Annotated in this window: 22 protein-coding genes and 1 riboswitch; of the genes, 5 read left to right on the top strand and 17 right to left on the bottom strand. The window is 36.6% G+C overall.

The window, feature by feature from the left end:
- Positions 1–909: oligosaccharide flippase family protein (locus tag H5160_RS19395; RefSeq protein WP_182738425.1), on the bottom strand; the 909-nt coding region annotated here is incomplete at its 3' end.
- Between the two features lie 193 nt (positions 910–1,102).
- Here H5160_RS19395 and H5160_RS19400 point away from each other — a divergent pair.
- Positions 1,103–1,513 (top strand): hypothetical protein, encoded by a 411-nt coding sequence (locus H5160_RS19400; protein WP_182738426.1) that lies wholly within the window; start codon positions 1,103–1,105, stop codon positions 1,511–1,513.
- A 53-nt stretch (positions 1,514–1,566) separates the two neighbouring features.
- Here the strand turns inward: H5160_RS19400 and H5160_RS19405 are convergent, their stop codons facing one another.
- From H5160_RS19405 to H5160_RS19415, 3 genes are all read right to left on the bottom strand, one after another.
- Entirely contained in the window at positions 1,567–2,838 is a 1,272-nt protein-coding gene (locus tag H5160_RS19405; RefSeq protein ID WP_182738428.1) for an HlyD family type I secretion periplasmic adaptor subunit, read from the bottom strand.
- Positions 2,831–4,444: an ATP-binding cassette domain-containing protein gene (locus H5160_RS20610; protein WP_182738430.1), complete on the bottom strand. Its 1,614-nt coding sequence runs from the start codon at positions 4,442–4,444 to the stop codon at positions 2,831–2,833. The genes H5160_RS19405 and H5160_RS20610 overlap by 8 nt, the downstream gene beginning before the upstream one ends.
- A 62-nt stretch (positions 4,445–4,506) precedes the next feature.
- Positions 4,507–6,051, bottom strand: coding sequence for a calcium-binding protein (locus tag H5160_RS19415; protein WP_182738432.1), 1,545 nt, complete (start codon positions 6,049–6,051; stop codon positions 4,507–4,509).
- A gap of 35 nt (positions 6,052–6,086) precedes the next feature.
- Positions 6,087–6,178, bottom strand: a riboswitch (cyclic di-GMP riboswitch).
- 311 nt (positions 6,179–6,489) lie between these two features.
- On the opposite strand from H5160_RS19415, the gene H5160_RS19420 reads away from it, so the two are divergent.
- Genes H5160_RS19420 through H5160_RS19435 form a run of 4 tightly spaced genes read left to right on the top strand, consistent with a single transcriptional unit; the run spans position 6,490 to position 10,880 of the window.
- The gene (locus tag H5160_RS19420) at positions 6,490–6,897 is read left to right on the top strand and encodes a hypothetical protein (RefSeq protein WP_182738434.1); all 408 of its coding nucleotides are present in this window, start codon (positions 6,490–6,492) and stop codon (positions 6,895–6,897) included.
- A 30-nt stretch (positions 6,898–6,927) separates the two neighbouring features.
- Positions 6,928–8,238 (top strand): O-antigen ligase, encoded by a 1,311-nt coding sequence (locus tag H5160_RS19425; protein ID WP_182738436.1) that lies wholly within the window; start codon positions 6,928–6,930, stop codon positions 8,236–8,238.
- Positions 8,239–8,275: 37 nt separating this feature from the next.
- Positions 8,276–8,956, top strand: a complete 681-nt coding sequence (locus tag H5160_RS19430) for a transglutaminase-like cysteine peptidase (RefSeq protein WP_259417327.1) — start codon at positions 8,276–8,278, stop codon at positions 8,954–8,956.
- On the top strand, positions 8,925–10,880 hold the full coding sequence (locus H5160_RS19435) for an EAL domain-containing protein (RefSeq protein WP_182738438.1): 1,956 nt from the start codon (positions 8,925–8,927) through the stop codon (positions 10,878–10,880). The genes H5160_RS19430 and H5160_RS19435 overlap by 32 nt, the downstream gene beginning before the upstream one ends.
- Before the next feature lie 79 nt (positions 10,881–10,959).
- Here the strand turns inward: H5160_RS19435 and H5160_RS19440 are convergent, their stop codons facing one another.
- The 13 genes from H5160_RS19440 to rpmF all read right to left on the bottom strand — a co-directional run bounded on the left by H5160_RS19440 (position 10,960) and on the right by rpmF (position 22,362).
- The gene (locus H5160_RS19440; protein WP_182738440.1) at positions 10,960–12,819 is read right to left on the bottom strand and encodes an alkaline phosphatase D family protein; all 1,860 of its coding nucleotides are present in this window, start codon (positions 12,817–12,819) and stop codon (positions 10,960–10,962) included.
- Between the two features lie 4 nt (positions 12,820–12,823).
- On the bottom strand, positions 12,824–13,603 hold the full coding sequence (locus H5160_RS19445) for a TatD family hydrolase (RefSeq protein ID WP_024594691.1): 780 nt from the start codon (positions 13,601–13,603) through the stop codon (positions 12,824–12,826).
- 115 nt (positions 13,604–13,718) lie between these two features.
- Positions 13,719–14,045, bottom strand: coding sequence for a PilZ domain-containing protein (locus H5160_RS19450; protein WP_002962367.1), 327 nt, complete (start codon positions 14,043–14,045; stop codon positions 13,719–13,721).
- An 11-nt stretch (positions 14,046–14,056) separates the two neighbouring features.
- Positions 14,057–14,971 carry a DNA polymerase III subunit gene (locus H5160_RS19455; protein ID WP_182738442.1) on the bottom strand — a complete coding sequence of 305 codons (915 nt, stop codon included), beginning with the start codon at positions 14,969–14,971 and terminating at the stop codon, positions 14,057–14,059.
- A gap of 1 nt (position 14,972) precedes the next feature.
- Positions 14,973–15,599, bottom strand: a complete 627-nt coding sequence (tmk, locus tag H5160_RS19460) for a dTMP kinase (protein WP_182738444.1) — start codon at positions 15,597–15,599, stop codon at positions 14,973–14,975.
- Positions 15,600–15,605: 6 nt separating this feature from the next.
- Positions 15,606–16,592 (bottom strand): endolytic transglycosylase MltG, encoded by a 987-nt coding sequence (gene mltG / locus H5160_RS19465; protein ID WP_182738446.1) that lies wholly within the window; start codon positions 16,590–16,592, stop codon positions 15,606–15,608.
- Positions 16,586–17,401, bottom strand: a complete 816-nt coding sequence (pabC, locus tag H5160_RS19470; protein WP_182738448.1) for an aminodeoxychorismate lyase — start codon at positions 17,399–17,401, stop codon at positions 16,586–16,588. Before pabC ends, mltG begins: the two co-directional genes overlap by 7 nt.
- Positions 17,402–17,460: 59 nt before the next feature.
- Positions 17,461–18,699, bottom strand: a complete 1,239-nt coding sequence (gene fabF, locus H5160_RS19475) for a beta-ketoacyl-ACP synthase II (RefSeq protein ID WP_182738450.1) — start codon at positions 18,697–18,699, stop codon at positions 17,461–17,463.
- 215 nt (positions 18,700–18,914) lie between these two features.
- Entirely contained in the window at positions 18,915–19,151 is a 237-nt protein-coding gene (gene acpP, locus H5160_RS19480) for an acyl carrier protein (RefSeq protein ID WP_002962377.1), read from the bottom strand.
- A 250-nt stretch (positions 19,152–19,401) separates the two neighbouring features.
- Complete coding sequence (fabG, locus tag H5160_RS19485; protein WP_002962378.1) at positions 19,402–20,148, bottom strand: 3-oxoacyl-ACP reductase FabG; 747 nt, start codon at positions 20,146–20,148, stop codon at positions 19,402–19,404.
- Positions 20,149–20,159: 11 nt separating this feature from the next.
- Complete coding sequence (gene fabD / locus H5160_RS19490; RefSeq protein WP_002962379.1) at positions 20,160–21,086, bottom strand: ACP S-malonyltransferase; 927 nt, start codon at positions 21,084–21,086, stop codon at positions 20,160–20,162.
- Positions 21,087–21,138: 52 nt separating this feature from the next.
- Positions 21,139–22,179, bottom strand: a complete 1,041-nt coding sequence (gene plsX, locus H5160_RS19495; protein ID WP_182738452.1) for a phosphate acyltransferase PlsX — start codon at positions 22,177–22,179, stop codon at positions 21,139–21,141.
- Positions 22,180–22,191: 12 nt separating this feature from the next.
- Entirely contained in the window at positions 22,192–22,362 is a 171-nt protein-coding gene (gene rpmF, locus H5160_RS19500) for a 50S ribosomal protein L32 (protein WP_002962381.1), read from the bottom strand.
- Between the last annotated feature and the right edge of the window lie 6 nt (positions 22,363–22,368).

The following is a 22,368-nucleotide window of genomic DNA, read 5'->3' on the forward strand; positions in this document are numbered from 1 at the left end:
GAAAAAATCACCAAATATATATATATATATAATGTATAAAAAAGATAAAAAATAGGGAAGATTTGATGTTATAAAATTATCTTTATAGCTTTTCTTTGAGTATATAGGCAGGAGTGTACTCATGAGTACTTTTGAGATGATCACCGCTGGCATTAAAGCCAACATAGTAAGAGCAGCAAAATAACCCAATATATCCATACTAAAAAATTTCGATACAATAAACTTATCCCCTTGTAAAATCAAGAACAAGCCAAGCCCATTAATCAATAATGGCCAACCAAATTTTATTGTTTTAATTAATATAACTTTATTTAACTTAGCACTATACCTATGTTTGCATTGCCAGTGTGAATATAGTGTGTATGATAAAGCTTGAGCTAAAATAGCAAACAAAGAAGCTCTATAATCTGCCATAAACTCTAATGTTATATATACAATAAAAAGAGCTATTAATTGACAAAAAACATCTAACTTTACTAGATTTATAAATTCAAGTTCACGTTGTTTTTTAATAAAGTCAAAATTAACAAATCCCTTAATAAAGGGAACAGCAGCAACTAAATATAAGCCCCATGACGCCTCTCTCATATCAAAAAAGTATAGAAACAAAGGATGCAGAAGAATAATCAGTATTGAACATAAGGCTCCCTTACAGATATTTAAAAAATGGATACCTGAAATAACCTTATGATTCCCGCCAAATCTATATTGCAATATTAATTTATCTGCTGATATTTCACTAATAGACTCAACCAAAGAAACAACTAAGGCAAATACTGCTGCACGCCCAAAATCTTCAGGGCTAACAGCATGTCCGATCAATGAGTTTCTTAACAAGCCTGTGAGCTGTGAAAAAAGCTGCCCTATAGAAAGTATAGATGACCCTTTCAAAATAACATTTATACCCAAAACATATCCCTATAGATAAAAAATCCTAATTTATTTTATCAAATATAGATTGGAATAACTATTCATAACTGTTATTTAGAAAGCAATATCGTGACATTTTATTCCCCCACCCTTTTTAAACCTTTTAAAATAAATTCACTTAAACTCTCTAATATAATACAATCAGAAAAGATATATTAAAATAGGAATTAAAATGAATTTTACAAAAAAAATAGTTTTAAGTGGTTTATGTTTTTTTGTTTCGTTATCATCTCAGGCAAATGATTATACTCGAGCTAACGTATATCAAGCTTTTACTTCATACATAAATCAAAATAAACCGATTGATAATAAATACAAGTTTGATAAAGAGGCTTTTAATGATTTATCAAAAGCTATGCGTAATGTTAAGTCATCATCATTAAATACTAGAGGTAATCAACTTAATCAACAGTTTGAATGGTGGCTATCCAGGCGTGGAAATGGCTTTGTTAATAATGAAAGCCATGGTCCTAATCATGGATGTGTTGGCGGTGGCAATGGCTCAAGGCATAAATCGAATCATAAAAAGCGTAAAAAACGTGGTTCTGGTGGTCATGATGATTGTGGGGGATCGTATAATTAAATGCATAAAGCCAATACATTCTAAAACAGAAAGCATTGGCTTTATTGTGAAGTTTAATCTATCTCTCTGAATGCGTTATAATTAAGCTCTGTTAATGGTGAAAGTAAATAATCTAGAGGAGTTCTTTCTTCGAGTAAGATCATTACTTCAGCAGGCATACCAGGGTATAAATCTATATCAGTTCTATTATTTTCGATTTTAACTTTAACTTTATAAGCAGATATATCTTTTTCTTTATCATATATTCTATCAGCTGATACGTTCTCAACTACACCATCAATAGGTGCTACACGGCGCATATTGTAAGATGATAATCGTATTTTTGCTTTCATTCCTTTATGTACCGATTCTATATCTTTAGGGTTTAATAAAACTTCTACTAGCAAATCGTTTGTATCTGGAACGATCTCTAATAATACTTGCCTCGGGCTTATAACCCCCTGAAGTGTATTTACCGATAAATTAACAACATATCCTGATATAGGACTAATTATAGTCGTTCTATCTAAAACATCTTTAGCCCGCATATATTCTGAATGTCTAATTCTTAATAGTTCTTGTTGCTTTTCGAAAATTTCACGTAACTGCTTTTGATGTTCAATTTTAATACTTGCAAGTGATAGTTCTGACTCATTAATTGATGCTTTAGAGCGTTGGATTAATCCTATATATTCACTCAATCGCCCTCGAATTAATTCTTGGTTACTTTTAGCTCCTAAAAACTGTGCTCGAGATGAGTAGCCTTTTTTCTCTAGCTCTTGGTACATGGTAACTTGCTCATCTGCAATTTTCAGCTGCTTTTTATCCGATGCTTGTCTCGCTAACAGTGTTTGTAACTCTTGTGTACTTTGTTCTTTTATTTCTTCCTGTAGAGATATTAAACTGTTTTGTTTGTGCTTATTTGCATTAAACTGTTCAACTTGATACTCAATCATTTGTTTAATTTCAGTATTAGTTTGATCGAAGTCAGTAAAAACAAGTGTATTAACCCCTGCTAGCTCGGCTTGTATGCGTTGAAAAGCAGCCTTAGCATATTGGTACTGAGTTTGTGTTTGTTCAAATAAATTTTGAGATTGATCTTTAGCTAATTTAAATAATACATCACCTTTATTTATATACTGCCCCTCTTCAATATAAATCGCCTCTATTATCCCGCCCTCTAAATGCTGTACACTTTTTTTATGACCCTTAACAACAACACTTCCCGCAGCCATAGATGCGGAACTTAAAGTAGAAAATACAGACCAAATAACGAAAGTACCAAAGCCAAAAATAAATATTATAAAGCAGGTAATTAACCACTTTTTACTTGTTATATTATCCATTGCTAACCTCTTTTATTTTATTGCGATTAGCAAAAAAATCTGTGCTCTTACCATTAAATTGAACGCTTCCTTCCTCTAAGTAAATAATATTTTGTGCTTTACTTATTAAGTTCATTTTTTTTGCGGAATAAATTGTAATTTTACCTTGCTCTGTTCTTTTAGCTAAAAGCTTAGCTAAAGCAAGTTCTGCCCTAGTATCTAAATGATCATCAATATTATCTGCAATTAATATATGTGGTTTATTAGAAAGTGCCCTAATTAATATAATTAACTGTATTTCAGAACTACTAAGTTGGTTTGCTGCATTTACAAGTTCTGTATCGTAGCCGTTAGTGTGCTGCATTATACTTTTATGAAGTCCTAACTCTTGTGCTAACTTCATTGCGTAAGAGTGATTTTCATCTGTTGCCATATTTGAAATTATACTCGTTTTTGTCAAAGGTAAATCTGAACGGTAAATCCCTATTATTTTTTGTTTACTCAAAGAGTCCCAGCTATTCAAAAGGCTGCCCTCTACCCTTACATCGCCTGAAAAAGGAATGTATTCATCAGACAATATTTTTAATAGGGTCGTTTTACCAGAGCCATTGGCCCCCAAAACCACGTGAGAAGAGGTAAATTTTGCACTAAAAGCTTTTATAAAAATTTTGTTCGCATTGCTGTATTTGTAAATAACTTTGTTAGCGATTAGTGAACCTTTGGGCAAAGGGGGTTGGTTTTTTATTTCTTCAATCTTCTTATATGAGGTAACTCTTTTCCAAGCTTTATAACATATTACCCAGTGTTGCAACTGCAAAACAGACTGCTCAAATGGCGCTAAGGCTCGGCCAATAATTAAACTCGCTGCAATCATACCGCCAACAGATAATGCTTGATTTAATACATACGAAACACCTACACAAGTAACGGCTATTTGCACAAGTAGCCTATATGTTTTAGATAAACTACTAACATTTAGTGTTTTAATTTTATAGCTTATTTGCGTACTTGCAGATTGTTGAGTATGTTTTTTCCAAACCGAGACCATTGAAGAAATTAAGCCTGAGGCAACTAAGTAGTGCTTGTTTACTAAAATAGCTGCTTGCATATCACTTGCTACTGCTTGATTACTTATTGTTTGACTGTGTAAATAGTTTATCCATGAAAAAATAATAAGTATAAAAATGCTAAATATTGCAATATAAAAAAAAGTTGGGTGAATGAGCAAAAGCACAAATAAGAAAATACTAGTCCAGGGTATATCGGCAACTGTCGCTAAATGGTTTTGTAAACCATTTTCAGTTAATTTTATATCATTAATTAGCTTACCGTTTTCACTTTTTGTGAAACCAGTTTCTGCGTAGAAGCTAGTTGCCTGCTCACGCCACTCGTTTGCAGTTGCGTGTAATAACCTTTGTTTTGCCCACTCCAAAAAACCATAAACTAATACTAACCAGCCAGCTATAACAGTTAGTAAATATAAGGTATCTAGACTAAATGAGCTCAGAACACGATCGAATACTTGAAGAGAATAAATAGGGACAACTAGCATTAATAAACTAGTTATAAAACTAAAAAAAAATGTCCATTTAACACGATTGCGTATATGCTTTTTTAGTGATTTCACACTAATTCCTTTTAAATATAGAACAGCAGTTTTTAACGACTGCTGTTCTAAATCATTAACAATTAAGCTATATACATGCTGTCTTGGCCCATAAAGTCTTGTGAACCTATACCACCAATATCCATACCAGAATCAATTATTACATCTTGAATAACTGTAACTAAGTTTTCTCCCTCAGTTGCATAAACCGTCGCTTGTAATTGAGTTGACTCGTCTAGGCCTAACAATGCTACTAACTCAGCCTCGTAAGCACCTTCAAGCTCTTGAGTTAGTGTGGCAACACCAACACTGTCACTAAACGTTAAAGTATCGATACCAATGGCAAAAAACATATCGTTATAAGCACCTTCTGTTTCTGCCGCTATTTGGTCAAGTGCCACATTGATATTATGCACTTGTTGTTGTAAGTCACTACCAATAACAACGGCTTCTATACCTGAGTGAGCAGAGCTTGCAAGATCAATATTTACTTCATTATCGCCATTAACGTCTTCATACGAAACAATATCAAAACCAGTGCCACCATCAATAGGCGAGTCGGTTTCATCCGCGAAAATCATATCATTACCGCTACCAGCAACTATGTGGTCAATTCCTAAGCCACCAATTAATATATCATCGCCATGACCACCAGAAATATAATCATTGCCTTCGCGACCATCTATAACATTATTGTTATTATCGCCACCTAATGAATCAGAATGGATACTACCAATTACGTTTTCGATACTTCCAAGCTTATCGTGATCTAAAGTGTTACTGTTGATTCCATCAACTATTTGTTGCCAAGACATATTATAATTATCTTCAGAACTCCAAGCCCAGCCTAGATTTAAACGTACAAATACCCCAGCCCCATCTTCAGTGTTCCCTTCATAACTAGCAGTATCATTACCACGACCACCGCCAATCCAATCGTTACCACCAAGACCTCCATGCAAAATATTATCACCAGAGTCACCGTTTATAGAATCACTATATTTCGAGCCAATAGCATTTTCAATAGAAACTAGGTTGTCATGTTGTAGGGTATTATTATCTATTCCAGCTATCATATCTCCCCACGAATGAGAGTCTTTTATTTCCAATGTAGTAACAAAATTTTGATCTAATCGTATATAAATACCTTCACCATCGAGAGTGTCGCCGGTATAATCGATTGTATCTTTACCTTCTCCTCCATCAAGCGTTTCACCCCATTCTACGCCACCATTAAGAAGGTCATTACCTTTTCCACCTATTAACCAATCTTTTCCTAGACCGCCAAAAATAATATCATTACCTTTGCCACCATCTATATAATCAGCGCCGTTACCACCATCTAAAAAATTATTCTGAGTATTGCCAATAATTACGTCAGAATGTGAAGAGCCAATAATAGAATTGCTAGAGAGAGAGTTGTTCTCAATTGAGTCATTGTTAATACCATCAATTAAATCGTTCCAAGCAAAACTTCTGGCAGTTGCTTTATCAACAACCCAGCCAAAATCAAGTCTTGCATATAAAGACTCTTCACTTTCACTAAAATCATCGATTGGACTAGATTGAACTGAATCGTAATAACCTTCGATTCCGGATATGATTGTTTCTAAATTTGAAGTGTTCATTTTGTGCCTCACATTTATAATTATAAATAATAATGTTCAGCAACCCGGCTATCATCCTGATACTAATTCCTTGAGGAGACCCGTGGCTTTCCGTCCTTGATTCACACCAAGTTTGGCTTTCTTAAACTAAAGATTGAAAATATACCAAATCTTTTATGTGAATGAAGTCTACACACTCAAGAACACGACGTATATTTTCTTAATTTTAACGTTTACAAATAGACAAAACAAGTTAAAATTCGCCTTTGTTTTAACATCCTGTTAAATAACACTAATGATTAATGCTTTAGACATAATTATTAAAACACCCTATTTTGCCCAGAATGGTTAAAAATAAAAAAGATGCAAATTATTTTATTAAATATATACTTTGACTAATGAATAAATTGCTACTAGCTTATTCATTACAAGTTGGAATTAAAATAAGGATGTAAATAAATGAAAAAGGTCAATTTTTTAATCATTGTTCTCGCTTTTCCTCTAATGGTATCGGCACAACAAGATTCTGATGAGAAAGCTAATATTGCCTCTGAGCAACTTTCTGAGTGTTTAGCTCTCGCTGATACTCTAAAAAAAGATTGTTTAAGTGCGTTATTTGCTAATTTATCTCTTACCGAAAGTCAACAAGAGTCATTTTTTGCTTTTGCTAAAGCGAATGGTATGTCAGAAGATGATTTAATTGTACTAGCGAGTTCTAACCCTAATTTAAATTTAGAACTAATTAGCTCTGGTACTGCTGCAGGTAACCCTGGTGGTTCTGGTTTAACGTCTGGTACAGGTACTCCGCTAACAGGATCTACTGGTTCTGGTGGTGGCGGTGGCGGAACAACAGTTTCAAGCAACTAATTTCATAGTCTTCTATAAGGAACCCATTTTATGGGTTTTCTTTTTATGTTTAATAAATTTATTTTTTATAGCCTTTGTAGCTTAATTATATGGCTTCCGATACCTCTAGGCAGTAATAGGCCTTGGGCTTGGGCAGTTTCTGAAGTTGTTGTTTTTTTGTTGTTTTTTTTACACTGTCTATTCAATATAAACAAAAAAAATGGCTTTTCTCCTCCCCTGCGAACTTGGCCTATTTTCAGCTTAATTGGTGTTTTACTACTTACTTTATTAAGCCAAATTATATTTTCTTATTCAACAGATCCAATACAGACTCAAATAATTTTATTAAAAACAGTTAGTTTTTTTATGTTTGCTTGGCTCATTTGCACATATACTTTTGATAAAAAAAGAATAGTTACCATTATTTATTCCTTAATTATTGCAGGGTTAGTCCAAGCAATTTATGCAACATTTCTAAATTTATCATCTCCTTCTGATACTCCTATTTTTAGTTTTGAATACGCACAAAGAGCTAATGGCTCTTTTGTATATCACAACCATTTAGCTAATTATCTAGCGATTATTTTATCACTAGGAATCGGCTTTATAATTAGTGAATTAAACATTAAAAAAAATTCAAATAGTAAAGTAAGTCATTACCTTAGAGATTTAATAAAGGCTCTTTTATCGAAAAAATTAGTTATTCGTCTGTGCCTTATCATTATTGTTGTTGCGTTACTTTTAACTCGCTCAAGAATGGGAAACATTGCTTTTTTAGTGTCCCTCTCCTTGGTCAGTGTGTTTGCTCTTAAGTTTTATAGATCAAAACCATGGTCATTAAAATATCTCATTATAAGTTTTTTTGTACTCGATACTCTTATTGTCGGTAGTCTTTTTGGTGCTGATAAATTACAAGAAAGATTAGCTGAGACTAGCTTTATTGAAGAAACAAGAGATGAAGTCATTAAAGATTCCATTCCTTTATTCGAGGAATATTTTATACCTGGTTCAGGTGGAGGAAGCTATTATGGATTATTTCCAACTAGCCAATCAATGCCTTATTCTGGGTTTTATGACCATGCACATAATGAGTATATTCAATTTGCAATTGAGTTTGGTTTTTTAACCTGTTTTTTTAGCTTATTGTCATTGCTATATATTTTATATATTTGCTTTAATAATATGACTCAACGAACATCATCGCTATATCAAGGCGTTAGTTTTGGTGTAGCAACTGCCATTACATTTATGATGCTTCATATTATTGTTGATTTCCCGCTGCAAGCAACAGCTAACGCAATGACTTTTATTGTTGTATTATGCTTAGGTTTACTTAGCAGCAAAAAAAGATTAGCAAAATAGAATTGAATTTTAAATATGTTTTAGGTAATAAAAGCATTTGAAAAAAACAATAATCTTTCTCTGTATGTGTATTTTTTCATTATTTGTTTTTTCTCAAAAAATAGAGGATAAACTCAATAATAAAAAATTATTACAATTGATTGAGAACAAATATAACAAAGATGGTGTCATGCGTTATGGCAACTGGCTAAAACTGTTAGAAAACGGTCAAGCTGATAATGAGTGGTCGCAATTGAACACTGTAAACATGTTCTTTAATGAAGAAATTAAATACTACGAAGATATCGTTTTTTGGGGAAAAAAGGATTACTGGGCTTCTCCTATCGAAACGATAGGTAGAGGAGGTGGTGATTGTGAGGATTATGCTATTGCCAAATATTTTTCACTCCTTGCATTAGGTTTTCCTGAAAATAAACTTAGGTTAATGTACGTACGTCAATTAACGGTTGATGTCCCCCACATGGTATTAATTTATATAGAAAACGATGATTCACCTCCGCTTATACTTGATAACTTTAAGCATAAAATTTTACCCGCAACCAAACGCCCAGATCTAAAACCTATTTATAGCTTTAATGGTCATGGCCTTTGGCTTTCTAAAGCTAGGGGTATAGGAAAAAAAGTACGAAAACAACACGGTTTAAAATCTTGGCAAGATATGATTGAACGTATAGAAGGAGATATAAATGTTAGTAATGGAGAAACTAAAATTGAATAATAAAATTAATATTGGCATGAGTCTTAAAACACAGATATATGGTCTTATTTTTGTACTTGTTTCTATTTCTTTTTTTGCACGTTTAATTATTGATATTAATACAACTAAAGCTTACTTCACTGAGCAAATGAGCGTACACGCTAACGACGCAGCTATTAATTTAGGACTGTCTATTTCTCCTTATACTGATGACACTAATTTGGTCATAGCAGAGACTATGGTCTCAGCTATATTTGACTCTGGCTACTATCACAGTATCAAGTTTGTCGATAATAAAGGTAATACTTTAATCGAAAGGGTTAATCCACTTGCAGCACGAGATATTCCTCCTTGGTTTATATCTATGTTTGAACTCCCAAGAGTACCGGAATCGAGCGAAGTTAATAATGGATGGAATATCGCTGGTACTTTAACCGTAGAAAGCCACCCGGGCCTTTCGTATGAAAAGTTATGGAAACATGCAATAGACACCTGTGTTACATCTTTAGTACTTTTAATTATTAGCTTAACACTAGGATACTTAATACTTAGCGCTATATTTAGGCCTCTTAAAAAGCTTGAAAAACAAGCCCAATCAGTTACACATAAAAAATTCATCATTAATGATGATGTACCATTCTCAATAGAACTGAGAACTGTAACTAAAGCTATGAATAACATGGTAAGAAATTTAAACTCTACCTTTCAGTCTTTATCAGAGCATAGTGAAACTTTATCAAAAAAGGTTTTTCAAGACGAACTTACAAAGCTGGGTAACCGACGCGCTTTTGAAAATCAATTTAGTGCAATTCAAACTGGTATGAATAAAGATGATGTGTCATGTCTGATACTCATTTCTCTTGATTCTTTAATGTCTATTAATAAAAACTTTGGATTTGCTGCCGGAGATGAATATGTATTTGAAGTTAAAAGTATTATTCAAAAGAATTTTAACTTATCTCAAGAAAGTGAGATGTTTAGGATCTCGGGAGGAACTTTTATCTTAATGTTAAGTGTTAGCATTGAATATAGGCAAGAGATGCTTGAACATTTAAGTCGAGACTTTTCGCAAAGAAACACGACAGAATTTAATACCCTATTCGCGAGGGCTTCAGCTATCGATTATCACAAAACATGTAAATTAAGTGATTTACTGTCACAATTAGACACATCTCCACATGAAGTTGATATAATTTCTAACTCAAATTTATCTGCAATATCTTTCACTCAATGGCGTAGTGTTATTAACCACGTTATCAAAAATAAAGAGATTAGTTTTAGTGTTCAACCGATCAAAAATAGTTCAAAAACAGTTGAATACTGCGAGTTGTTTTCCAACGTTTTTTATAACGATAAACCTCTTAATAATAACCAACTATTTACTATGGCAGAACGGCTTGAGCTAACAGTTGAGCTTGATAAAGCAATAATAACAAAATTATTAACACTAGACTTAAGTGACTACGATAAGCCAATTGCAATTAATTTAGCTAAGCAATCTCTTTACAGTAATGAGTTTATATTTTGGCTTGAATCGGTAAGTAAAATAGCTAAAGAAAAATCCTTAAAGCTCATTTTCGAAATAAAAGAAACGGTTATAATCGACAGTCAACAACAAGCGGCTCAAATAATAGCTAAACTAAAAAGGCTTGGTTTTAGAGTTTGTATTGAACATTTTGCTATAAATTTAACTTCTATAAAATATCTGCAAGGGTTAAATATTGATTACGTTAAGTTAGATGGCAGCTTTATTAGCAACCTTAAATGTGAAGAAAATCAATATTTTTTAAGAACATTAATCACTCTTTCGCATGGCTTAGGTATAAAATTTATAGCTTGTTTAATTGAAGATAACGAAACCTATGATATTCTGATTGAAAATAAGTGTGAATACTTTCAAGGCCGATATATTGCATTACCCAGCCACATTGTTATTGATAAATAATTTTATAGTGGATAGATGGAACAAACACACCATTTGATTTCGAAAGCATTTAACCTAAAGGTATAATTTTGAAATTAAATTACTGTTCTTCTAAATCAAACTCAGTTAAATGACCATCACCATGTATAAGCTGATAGCGGGCTAAATTTCCTTGCTCTAGTGTTATTAAACTAATAGCTGAGTCGCTTACTAAGTATTTTTGCCCTTCACCTATGGTTTGGTGTTTATCTACTTCCATGTGCCAGCGTTTGGTAAAAAAGTTTAAAGGGCTTTTTGGGCCGTATAAAATTGAGTCGAGCTTATCGAGTATGTTTATTAACTTACGCGGGAACTCGTTTTTAATACCACTGGCGGTAAGTTGCCAAATTCGATTGGGGTGATCGCCAAAACGCTTTTGTACCGAAAAACAAAAGGAGTAATGTACGTCTCCCGATAAAATAAGCGTTTCGTTTGGGGTGTCGGTTCGTCTAAAGGTATCGAGTAGCTTTTTGGCTGATCCTTCGTGCGCCATCCAGTTTTCTACGTCAACCATGAGCGGTTGGCCACATATGTTAAACATGGCTTGAATGGCTTCTATTGATTTAACACCAAATACAGGGGCTGGCGATACAATAATAACCTGATCGTGGCTTAATAGGCTTTCTTCAAGCTCTGTTAAACGCTCCCAATCAAGTAGGCCTGAAGGCTCATTAAAGTTTTGCTCATTTCGCCAACGGTGCGTACGTGTATCTAGCACCACTACTTTTGGGGTTGTAGTTAACTCATAATGCCAAAAACTAAAATCGTTTAGTGGTTTATCAAATGCTTTAAACTGCCATAAATTATTAGCAGTACGGCTTTGCTTAAAAGGTGTTAGTAACTCGCCTGTTTTATTTAGTGCATCGTTCCCCATTCCTTGAAAAAGCCAATAACTAATTAAGCCGTTATTGATGATCCGTTTACTACTTGGATTTTCATTTATAGCTTGCTCCCACCCAGCGGTGAGGTTCCAATCGTCGGTTACATCATGATCGTCAAACATCATTAATGTAGATACATTGGCAAACAATCGCTCTACTTCACTTAAGCCTTTTGCATAATCAATCAGTGCTGTTTTTTCAGCGTCAAAAATAGTTTTGTTTTGCTTGTTTTGACCTGAATACGTTGTGTTTTGTATATCAACGCATTGCCAAGCAGCAGCACTAAAATTTAATAAATACAGTGCTATATATTCTTCAAAATGGATAAGGTGATTGTAGGCTTTTACGCTTGAAAAATGAGGTTCGTCTTTTTTTAGCCAGTAACCAACACCTAACTTTGAGCGTTTTTGCCAAGGCGTTTTTGGTAAAAACAAATGGCGATTATAAAGTTGCTCATTTATATCATCCGGTAGCTCAATGGCAAGTGGTTGCTCTTTATAGATACCTAAGGCTTTAATTAACTGATAAATAGCTAATAACATGGGGCCTGCTACATCATCGGCGTAAACCTGGTCACCGCTCAGTAATAGCAATTGTGCGCCCTGGTTATTATTACCACGCTGAGTATTTTGCCAGTGACTTGCAGACACTAAGCTGTCTTTTGCTGGATGATGTGCATTACGGCACGAGCCATGCAAAATATCACTGAGTTTATCGGGGATTACAAATGCAGGCGTTGTTTGATTGCTATAGCACCAAGGCGATAAATCGATTGCTGTGTCGTCAATTACAAGCTCATAGCTTAATAAGCTATCTAGAGGGAGTTTGTTGTCTATTGGCTTTATAATAACGAAATGCAGGTATAAATGTTCGCCCAAAGAAACAGTATGTTGATCGCTATAACACTCAACATTTAATAAGTTTATTTGGCAGTTTGCAGGCTTGGAGGTAGCAAACTGAATACAAACTCCAGTTTGCTCTGCACGGCGCACCATTGGCCCCATTAGTAAAATAGGAAGGTTTGCCGTGTGAGTAATCATGTATTTAGCCTTTAGCTGCTAATTTAAATAAAGAATAAAAGTTTTCGGTAGTCGCTTTAGCAAGTTCATTAAAGCTAATGCCTTTAAGTTCGCTAATGTAATAAGCTACATCTTCTACGTATGCTGGCTGGTTTGTTTGCCCACGATACGGTACCGGTGCTAAATAAGGCGAGTCGGTTTCTATTAATAATCTATCTAGCGGTATTTGCTTTACTACTTCTTTTAGCTCAATAGCATTTTTAAAGGTAACAATGCCCGAAATAGAAATATAAAAGCCCATGTCTATGGCTTTTTTTGCCATATCCCAATCTTCGGTAAAGCAATGTAATACACCACCGCAGTTTTCGGCCTTGTGCTCACGCATTAAATTAATGGTATCGCTGCGGGCATCACGTGTATGAATAATTAACGGTTTTTGTAATTCGTTAGCCACTTCAATATGCCCAACAAAGCTTGCTTGCTGCACTGCATGAGTATCTTTTGAATAGTAGTAATCAAGACCCGTTTCGCCAATAGCAACGACTTTGTCGTGTGAAGCTAAGTCGATTAGTTGCTGTTTATTAAGGGCGTCTTTTTGATCAAGTGGATGTACACCGCATGAGGCTGATACATCGTCGTAATGCTTAATTTTATCAAGCATGCTTGGAAACTGATCAAGCGTTACGCTTACACATAAAAAGTGCTCTATTTGCTTTGCACGCGCTTTATCAAGAACTTGGTCAAGGTTTAAGTCTAGTTTATCAAAATCAAGACGGTCTAAATGGCAATGAGAATCTACAATCACTATAAGGCCTGTATTATGTTCAGGGTTTAAATTTGTTCGTTTAATTTATTATCTTAGCAATTAAAAGAACCCAATATAGGGCGGCGTTAATCTCAATGAAAAATCGACCCTATAACTACATGGTATATGTTTGATCGCCTGAGTTTAACATAGTCCCAAGCAGCTTTTCGATTTTAGCGTTTAGGTTTGTTTTATCATCTAAAAAGCTAATACCAATACCTGGAGGATTAGAGCTTTGTGCACCTTGTGGCGTGATCCACGACACTTTACCTGTCACTACGTCATCTTCTAAGGCATCGGGCAAAGTAACTCTAAGCGCTAATGAATGCCCTGCTTCGTAACGCATATTAGTGCGTACAAATAAGCCACCTTTTTTTAAGTAAGGCATATAGCAACGGTATAACTCGTCTAAATCGTCTATGTCTACTAGTAGTTCTTGCATGATTAATCCTTTTAAGAATTTCGCAATGTGTATGCTAATCGTGATACAGCAAGCGGTAAATTAAGGCCAAGTACTTGTGTGTTATTTTGTAAAAACTCGCCTAATGCATTTTGCGCACTTTGATAAGCGTCAAAACTCATGCCTTGCAGTAATTGCTGCTTTAGTTGCACGCTTAAAAACAAAGTAAATATACGAACAAGTTCAGGCTGTTTATTTATTATATCGACTAACGCTTTAAAATTATGACTTTGTTTAAACTCAGTTGCAAACTTATACAGTGTATCAATATTTTTCAGCTGGTCTTGCTGTTGCCAATGCTTTACTTGCAGCGGTTGGTTATAAAAAAGTGCTAACCAACTATAGTTAGGAATGTCTAATGTCTCTAGCCATTGCTGAGCAAGTGCTGTATTAGCTATTTTTACGTCACTTTTAGCGCATCGACTTAAAATAGTTGCAGGGAGCTGCTGTGGTTGGCTTGTGGTTAATATTAAAAAGCGGCTATTAGTTGGCTCTTCAAGTGTTTTTAATAATGCGTTAGCTGCTGCTGTGGTCATTTTTTCGCAATTTTCGATTATCGCGACTTTATTGCCATTTTGCGCTGCAGAGTGATTCATAAAATCACTAATACCACGAATATCATCTACACCAATACTTTGCCCATCGACTTGCGTTAAACGTTTGTCGGGGTGAGTGCCAGCCAGGTTAAGTAAACAGCTTTTACACTGTCCGCAAGGTTTCAGCATACTGTTTTGCGCAGCTACCTGCTTAGCTATATTTTGGCATAACAAAGCATTACCAAGCTCATCACTTAACTCAAACTTACCTACGCCAACAGGCCCACAAAATAATTGCGCATGATGAAAACGCTCTGCACGATAACTTTGCGCTAAACGTGCTTGGGTATCATGTAGCCACGGCAATGGCATATTATTTTAGGCCTTCAAAAAATGAATGCAGTACATTGGTTATATCGCGATGTACTTTATCAATACTTTGGTTTGCATCAACCGTTTTAATTGTGTTGTCGTCATTAGCAAGTTCAACATAACGCATACGTGTACGCTGAAAAAACTCAATGGCTTCTTGTTCAATACGGTCAAGCTCACCACGTCCTTTTGCACGTTCAAGGCCTATCACTGGGTCAATATCAAGGTAAATAGTTAAATCAGGCTTTAAGCCCTTTAATACCATTGACGAAAGTGAAGCTAATGTATTTGAGCTAATACCACGCCCGCCACCTTGATACGCCTGAGACGATAAATCATGACGATCGGCAAGTACCCATTGGCCTTTATCAAGCGCTGGGGTAATAACATTGTGCATTAGCTGCGAGCGAGCTGCGTACATAATAAGCAACTCGGTTTCAAAGGCAATCTCTTCTTCGTGTTCTGCTTTTACAAGCGTACGAAGCGATTCAGCCATTGGCGTGCCACCAGGTTCGCGGACGTTAATGAAGTCTATTTTTTGTTTGTTTAAAAAGTCTTGGCATAACGAAATAGCGGTTGATTTACCCGCGCCTTCTAGCCCTTCTATTACTATAAATTTTGGTTTCATAAAATATTAATTCTTTTTATTTAATATATACGTTTTAACTGCTGCGTTATGCTGTTTTAACGTGGTTGAAAATTGGTGGCTACCATCGCCTTTTGATACAAAGTAAACGTATTCACTTTGCGGCGGATTAACTGCAGCTAAAATAGCGGCTTTTGATGGCATTGCAATCGGTGTTGGCGGTAAACCATTAATACGATACGTATTGTAAGGCGTATAATCGCGTAAATCTTTACGTTTAATATCACCATCAAAGTCAGCGCCTAGCCCGTATATTACGGTTGGATCGGTTTGCAGGCGCATATTGGTGTTTAATCGATTAACAAACGCTGATGCAATTAACGGACGCTCGCTGGCAAGGCCTGTTTCTTTTTCAATAATTGAAGCCATTATTAGTGCTTCGTATGCTGTTTTATAGGGTAGATTAGCGGCGCGCTGCTGCCAAGCATCATCTAATGTTTGCTGCATTTTTTGTGCTGCACGTTTTAATACACTGCTTGCAGTATCGTTATTATGATAATGGTAAGTGTCGGGGAATAACCAGCCTTCTAAGTGCGTGTCATTACCCAGTATTTGAGTACTTAGTTCGTCAGTTTTTAAATCGTTTTGTAAATTATCAGCTTTTGTAATAGCACTTAGTACTTCACGTAAGTTTTGCCCTTCAATTATGGTAAAACTAAAACTAATTTGCTGACCTTGGTTAATTTTTTTTACGTTGTTAATAACGCTATCGGCTGTTAGCTCGTAAAGCCCCGCTTTTAAGTCGGTAAGTGTGGGATCTAATTTGGCAATTACCTGATAACGCCAACAACTTTCTACCCAGCTTTTAGCTTGCCATTGTTGGCATAACTTATTAAAGCCAGTGCCATGCTTAACTTCAAATTGTGTGTTTTGTGCTATCTTTAACGGGCTATTTATTGTTGCTTGTAATTGCTGGTAACCAACAGCAGTGGTTATAACAGCTAAAAAAAGTACCGATAAAATAACTTTTAACACTCAGCCTCCTTGGCTAATAATTTAGTTAGTAATGCGTGGCTTTCGTCTGTATTAAATACCTGTTGCTCAATACGTTTTACAGGTACTGCTCCCATTAAGCTATTGCACACAAATACGGCGTCTGCTTGGGTTAAGTGTTCTACTTTCACGCGTTTAAATTCAACAGGCAATTTATCACATAACGATTGCAGATAAACGCCCTTTATTCCGCACTCATCAAGCAATGGCGTAAACACACGCTTATTTTCAATCGCAAAAATATTAGCTGCAGAAGCTTCAATTACATTGTTATTGTAATCAAGCACTAACACATCGTCGCAGTTTTGCGTTTGCATTGCTTTTTTAACTAGTACTTGCTCTAGCCGATTTAGTGTTTTAAGACCCGCTAAATAAGGCTGTGCTGCTAATTTAATTGGGCTTATTTCGAGATTTACACCCTTTTTAACAAGCGCTTCGTAATTACTAGGGTAATCTAATATGCTCAATAAAATAGTAATATTACACTCACTTGGCAGCCCATAACCACGTCCGCCTTCGCCTCGCGTTACAAGTATTTTAAGCACGTTGAGTGGTGCTGCTTTTATATGCAAAGCAATTTGATTTTCAAGGCTATTAAAATCTAGCTCAGGAAAACCTAAGCGCTGTGCGCATTCAATCAAACGCGCTTTATGGTGAGCCCAATACTGTACTTGCCCATTAACAACTTTAGCCGTTGTAAAAAAGCCGTCACCGTAATTTAAGCCTCTGTCACGCGTACTTAAAGTGCTGTTTTGATCTACTGCTATTATTGTTTGCATTTTATTTGGCATATAAAAAAAGCCCAGTTAAACAACTGAGCTCTTATAATTTGATTCGTTGTTAAAAAAGATTATACCTTTTTAAATAGCAACGAGCCATTAGTACCACCAAAACCGAAAGAGTTACACAGTGCAAAGTCTAACTTTGCATCACGTGCAGTGTGAGCAATATAATCTAAGTCACACCCTTCGTCTGGGTTATCAAGGTTGATAGTCGGCGACACTTTTTGATCTGTCAGTGATAAAATCGAAATGATCGATTCAACCGAGCCTGCAGCACCTAACAAGTGACCCATCATCGATTTAGACGAGCCTACCATTACATCTTTGGCTGCATTACCAAAAATAGACTTAACAGCGGCAGTTTCTGCTTTATCGCCTGCATTTGTAGATGTACCGTGTGCGTTAATGTAACCAATTTTCTCAGCGTTTACTTGCGCATCATTTAGTGCGTTTTGCATTGCAAGTGCAGCGCCCGCACCATCTTCTGGTGGTGATGTCATGTGGTACGCATCGCCGCTCATACCAAAGCCAACAAGCTCAGCATAAATTTTAGCGCCACGCGCTTTTGCATGTTCGTACTCTTCAACTACAACAACACCTGCACCGTCAGAAAGCACAAAGCCATCGCGGTCTTTATCCCAAGGGCGAGAAGCCGCTTGTGGGTCGTCATTGCGGGTTGAAAGTGCACGTGCAGCATTAAAGCCCCCCATACCAATTGGGGTACAGGCTTTTTCTGCACCGCCAGCAACCATTGCATCTGCATCACCGTAGGCAATCATGCGCGCGGCATGGCCAATATTATGCAAACCAGTAGTACAGGCAGTTACAATTGAAATATTTGGACCACGAAGTCCATGCATCATTGATAAGTGACCTGAGATCATATTAATAATGGTAGACGGCACATAAAATGGCGATAACTTGCGCGGACCACTATTTAATAACTTAATGTGGTTTTCTTCGATAAGCGTTAAGCCACCAATACCAGAGCCCACAGCTACACCTATACGTGTCGCGTTTTGCTCAGTAATTTCAAGGCCTGAATCTTTAAAGGCTTGAACACCCGCTGCAATGCCGTACTGAATAAACAAGTCCATTTTTTTAGTATCTTTCGCTGACATGTATGCAGTTGCATCAAAGTCATTTATTAAACCAGCGAATTTAGTACCAAATTTTGATGTATCAAAGTGGGTTATTGTTTGAATGCCACTTTTGCCATCTAATAAGCCTTGCCAGGTTGATTGAACATCATTACCTAGCGGCGTCAACATTCCTAAGCCAGTTACGACGACTCGACGTTTAGCCACGGTTTGCCTCCAATAAGGGATATTTACAAGGGGATGATCATACCCAAGCTACCTCAAAGTGCTAGTCCCAAAATAGATTAAAAACGCATAACACAATCAAAATTAATTTTTAGCTAAAATTGAGCATTGAGGCTTAAGTTTTGAATCACGAACTTTGAGGTGGTTTGGATATAAAAAATTAAAGGCAGCGGATGCTGCCTTTAACGTGCGATTAATTACTCAGCGTGTGCTGTTACGTAATCGATAGCAGTTTGTACTGTAGTGATCTTCTCAGCTTCTTCATCTGGGATCTCAGTATCAAACTCTTCTTCAAGAGCCATTACTAGTTCAACAGTATCAAGAGAGTCTGCACCTAGGTCATCTACGAAAGAAGATTCATTTTTAACTTCTTCTTCTTTAACACCTAGTTGTTCAATGATAATTTTCTTTACGCGTTCTTGGATATCGCTCATTCTTCTTTCCTTTATTAAAAACGCCGATGCGTTATTTTCAGATTGCCGCGTAGTTTACGCGGCATAATTCTCTGATTCAATGATTTGACCATAAATAATTGTCTGGTCAAACCTCTGAGTGTGTGTTTTGTCTTTTATCGCTTATTTTCGCAGCGATTTCAAGTATGTTTAAAGCAAGTTCACAAATAATTCAATGTTTTTGAGGTAACTTACTTAACTTTATTAAGTAACAATGTGGGTACAATGGTTATTAAACCATGTACATCGCGCCATTTACATGCAAAGTTTCACCTGATACGTACGCAGCCGCGTCAGATGCTAAATAACATACCGCAGCTGCAATTTCGTCTGGTTGGCCTAAACGCCCTGCTGGAACGTTTGCAAGTGTTGCTGCTTTTTGCTCATCAGTTAAATCATCAGTCATATCAGTTTGAATAAAACCAGGTGCCACTACGTTTACTGTAATACCACGTGATGCCACTTCGCGTGCAAGTGACTTAGAAAAACCAATTACGCCTGCTTTAGCCGCTGCATAGTTAGCTTGCCCTGCATTACCCATAGTGCCCACTACTGAGCCAATATTGATAATACGACCTTTCTTTTTCTTCATCATTGGACGAAGTACTGCTTTAGATAAACGGAAAATCGAGCTTAAGTTAGTGTCGATTATATCGTCCCACTCAGTCTCTTTCATACGCATTAATAGGTTATCACGTGTGATACCTGCGTTGTTTACAAGTACGTCAATATCGCCAAAATCAGCTTTTATTGCGGCAAGTGTCGCTTCAATAGATGCAGGATCCGTTACGTTTAATGCATAACCTTTACCATTGTCTCCTAGGTACTCGCTGATTTTAGCAGCGCCTGACTCGCTTGTAGCAGTGCCTGCAACTTTTGCACCTTGCGCAACTAATGTTGTTGCAATTGCTTTACCAATACCACGGCTAGCGCCAGTAATTAGGACAATTTTGCCCTCTAAAGAAAATAAATTAGACATTTTATATACTCTTATTTAGCTGCAGCGATTGAAGCGGCATCGTTTACTGAGCCACAAACCATTGCTTTATCAATTCGTTTCGCAAGCCCTGTTAATACTTTACCAGGACCAAATTCGTAGCTTTGCGTTACATCTTGTGCAACCAAGGCTTGTACTGTTTCTGTCCAGCGAACTGGGCTATAAAGCTGGCGTACTAGTGCATCTTTAATCGCATCAGCGGTCGATTCAGCTTTTACATCAACATTATTAATTACATCACACTTAGGTGTATTAAATGTTAAAGCGGCTAAGTCTACCGCTAGCTTATCAGCTGCTGGCTTCATTAGTTCACAATGTGAAGGTACGCTAACCGAAAGTGGTAATGCGCGTTTAGCACCAGCATCTTTACATGCTTGTGATGCTCTATCTACTGCCGCTTTATGCCCTGCAATAACAACTTGACCAGGAGAATTGTAGTTAACTGGAGATACAACCTCACCTTGCGCTGAGGCAGCACATGCCGCTTTTATTTCTTCATCGCCTAAGCCAATAATCGCAGCCATTGAACCTACGCCTGCAGGTACAGCTTCTTGCATGTATAAACCACGGTTTTCAACAAGCTTAACAGCTTCACTCAAGCTTACTACGTCGCTACATACTAGTGCTGAATATTCACCTAAGCTGTGCCCCGCCATAACAACGTCTGCATCTGGGTTTGCTGCAAGCCAATCACGGTAAATAGCAACACTTGCAGTTAATAATGCAGGTTGTGTACGATGAGTTTGATTTAATTTTTCTTCTGGGCCATTAAGAACTAGCTCTGCTAAGTCGTAACCCAGTGCATCTGATGCTTCTGCAAATGTTGCTTTAACAATGTCAGAACTCTCTAGTAGCTCTTGTAACATACCAACGCTTTGCGAGCCTTGACCTGGGAATAGAAGTGCAATTTTTTGTGCCATACTTTGCTCTTTTTAATTAAACAAATAAATAATGAAATACACGGCACATCAATTATTGATTAACCGCCGTGTCTTTAGAATGTGTTTTTTCGAAAATAGCGGCTATTTTATCAGGAAGTTGACGTTCAACCTCTTTTACCGCTTCATCAATTGCTGCTTGAAATGCTTTAGCTGACGCATTTCCATGACTTTTAACGACAATACCGCGCAATCCTACCAGAGAAGCACCGTTATACTGGTCGGGGTTCACCCTTTTATAGAGTTTTTTTATTATTGGACGCAATATAAACGCCATACATTTATACATAAGGTGCTTTTCGAGTGCAGCTGTAAACTTATTCATAATAAGCTTGGCAATGCCTTCGCATGTTTTAAGCGCCACGTTACCCACAAACCCTTCGCATACAATAACATCAGCCTTGCCAGAAAAAATATCACTTCCTTCGCTGTAACCAATGTAATTAATATGTGGGCTTTGCTGCATTAATTGTGCAGCCTGTTTAATATCGTCGTGGCCTTTAATGTCCTCAGCGCCAATATTTAATAAGCTAACGCGAGGGTTATCGCAGCCAAGTGCTTGGCCAGCAACTACAGAGCCCATAATCCCAAACTGATACAGCATTTGCGCATCGCAGTGCACATTAGCACCTAAGTCGAGTAAATATACTGGGTTTTGGCTTTCTGTAGGAACAGATGAAATGAGTGCGGCACGTTTAACACCTGGCAGCATTTTTAATACGTAGTGAGCCATAAAAAATAAAGCGCCGGTATTACCTGAGCTAACACACGCTTGAGCTTCGCCCGATTTAACTAAATCAAGGGCAACACGCATAGATGAATCTTTTTTTGAACGTACAGCAATTGCAGGTTCGCAGGCGTTAGTGACTATTTCACTACAATGACGAATTATGAGTCTTGGATGAGATAAAGAATCGAGGGATTCGAGTTCTTTAGATATAACGTCTTCATTGCCACATAAAATGAGACTTAAATTGGCATGAGCGTTTACCGCATGAACGGCAGCAGGAATAGATGAACGGGGGCCGTAATCGCCCCCCATCATATCTAACGCTATGGTTAGATCTTTCAGCATATAAGTAATCTCTTATTTAGAAATTACTTGAACGCCTTTGTAGTAACCATCTGCAGTCACATGGTGACGACGATGAGTCTCACCAGATGTTTGATCTACAGTTAAAGTTGGACCACTGATCGCATCGTGTGAACGGCGCATGCCGCGTCTTGCACGAGACTTTTTGCTTTTTTGTACAGCCATAGTCTT

This window comes from Pseudoalteromonas sp. SG43-4, assembly GCF_014164325.1.
GTDB classification, from domain to species: domain Bacteria; phylum Pseudomonadota; class Gammaproteobacteria; order Enterobacterales; family Alteromonadaceae; genus Pseudoalteromonas; species Pseudoalteromonas distincta.